We start from the raw sequence: 2,151 nt of genomic DNA, 5'->3' as shown, positions 1-2,151 counted from the left end.
CAGAAAAAAGCCTATCCAAAAATAATATTCATTGTATTGTATTGACTATTTACCTTAAAACTCATTTTCTAAAAACCTTAACTACCCTTATATAAAAACACTTATCTTCAATCCATCAAATCAACATTTTTATTTATATATTGATAATAATTATCATTTGTAATATTATTCGCATCCATAGTTACACCCATTTTACGCTATGTTGTTATTTCCCATATTCAGATACCTATTCTTTTATTGATCATTTATTGAGGTTTTTATGCGCTTATCCCATCTTACCCAAGCAGTGGCACTTATCAGTGCAACTTTAATACTCACTGCTTGTGGCAATGATTCTGATGATACGACAATCATTGATGGGACGCCGCCACTTTTGACCACCGATAGCAACTTTACCGATGGCTATAGCGCGGTGGCGGCGATATTTGTTTCTGGGCAAGTGCAAGATAGCAGTGGCATCAAATCGCTGACTTATAAGCGCAATGAAGAGCCGGCGCAAAGCTTAGACTTTGATACAAACGGGAATTTTGACGCGCGTATTTTATTGGCATTGGGTAGCAATAAAATCACTTTAGAAGCCACAGATAATAACGGCAACATCATGCGCTCGACCAAAACTGTCTATCTAGGCGATACTGTCGCGGCGGGTGGCTCACATACTGCTGCTCTGCGCGATGGAAAACTGTATGGTTGGGGGCGCAATAATTATGGGCAAACGGGTCTGGGAATGACGACAAAAATTGCCGACGTCATGGGTCATCCAGCTACCCCCATGCTGATGCACAGTGCGCCAAAAGATCTGGTGTCTATTAAATTTAATCAAAATCATTCGCTGGCACTAGATGCTAAAGGTCAGGTTTATAGTTGGGGCGAAGATATTTCTGGGCAATTAGGACGCGGCGAGACTGGTCGCAATGACTGTAGTAAAACCGAAGACTGTCGCCTAGATATTGGCGCTATCGCTGGTATTAATAATGCGCTGATGGTAGCGGCAGGTTACAATCATAACTTGGTACTGACCAAAGACGGCAGCGTGTGGGCGTTTGGTGCCAACACCCAAGGACAGCTTGGTAATGCGACAACGATAGAGAGCAGCACCCCGGTTAAGGTTGATTTTTCAGCAGCCGCTGACATCGGGCATATCGTGCAAGTGGTGGCCAGTGCCAATAGCTCGTACGCCTTAGATGATAAAGGTCAAGTTTGGGGCTGGGGCAGCGACGCCTATGCCAATCTAGGTCGCGGGCAAGAATGTAACCAAGCCAATAACTGTATCAATGTTAATGCAAGGCCGATTCGTATTGATGTTCTGAGCGGCAATACCAACGCTCATACCAATGTTGACGTTCATACTACTAACGCTATTGTCCCTACTCCTCAGCTTGCCTCTGACCCAAACATTGGCCTTGAAAAAGTGACCCAACTTGCCGCTGGACGCGACCATGTATTGGCGCTAACTACTAAGGAAGCGGTCTACGCTTGGGGGCTTAATGCCAGTAGCCAAATAGGTTATAACGGTAAGCATTTCAAAGGCACTCCAAACGCTTGGAAAAGCACCATTGTTAAGCCAACCAAACTACCATGGTTTACGGGTAAAAACATTCGCCGCATCTATGCCAATGGCAATGCCAGCTATGCGTTACTGGATAATGTGTCATCGAGCGAGCCAAAATCAAATAATGGCTCAGCGACAGACGGTATTCTTTATGCGTGGGGTATGTTTGGGGAGACAAATAGCGCAGGTAAAACTGTCTACAACGATTTAGATGAGCCGACCAATAAATTACCTAACTTAAAAAATATCGACAATATGGCGATGGGCATCATGCACTTGATCGCCCATGAAAAACCTCTGCAGCAAAATACCAATACTAATACCAATACTAATACCAATACCTCGCATAGAGCCGGTCAATTATTTACATGGGGTTGGAGCTTTGAGGGCTCACTCGGTAATAAAGACACGACCCACGTTTGGATGTATAACACTCCGATGCCAGTCAATTTACCAAGCCAGCTATAAACGCGACTTATCTTTAAAATGAGTATGTAATAGCAAATGTAGTGAACAAGGGCAGCCGAATTCATGTTGCCCTTGTTAAATTACGGTTTTGGTAATTTCCGCTTATTCATCTTTAGCATCTTATTTGCATT

Annotated in this window: 1 protein-coding gene; it reads left to right on the top strand. The window is 43.6% G+C overall.

The window, feature by feature from the left end; genetic code table 11:
* Positions 1–259 precede the first annotated feature (259 nt).
* The gene (locus CXF58_RS01045) at positions 260–2,020 is read left to right on the top strand and encodes an RCC1 domain-containing protein (protein ID WP_102076305.1); all 1,761 of its coding nucleotides are present in this window, start codon (positions 260–262) and stop codon (positions 2,018–2,020) included.
* Positions 2,021–2,151 lie beyond the last annotated feature (131 nt).

It is taken from the genome of Psychrobacter sp. Sarcosine-02u-2 (genome assembly GCF_002836335.1).
GTDB classification, from domain to species: domain Bacteria; phylum Pseudomonadota; class Gammaproteobacteria; order Pseudomonadales; family Moraxellaceae; genus Psychrobacter; species Psychrobacter faecalis.
Note: the sequence above shows the minus strand (reverse complement) of the source record. Positions and strands in the feature narration are given on the sequence as shown.

Excerpts from the sequence above, each read along its gene's own strand:
- CXF58_RS01045 (WP_102076305.1), top strand. The coding sequence starts at position 260 with ATGCGCTTATCCCATCTTACCCAAGCAGTGGCACTTATCAGTGCAACT.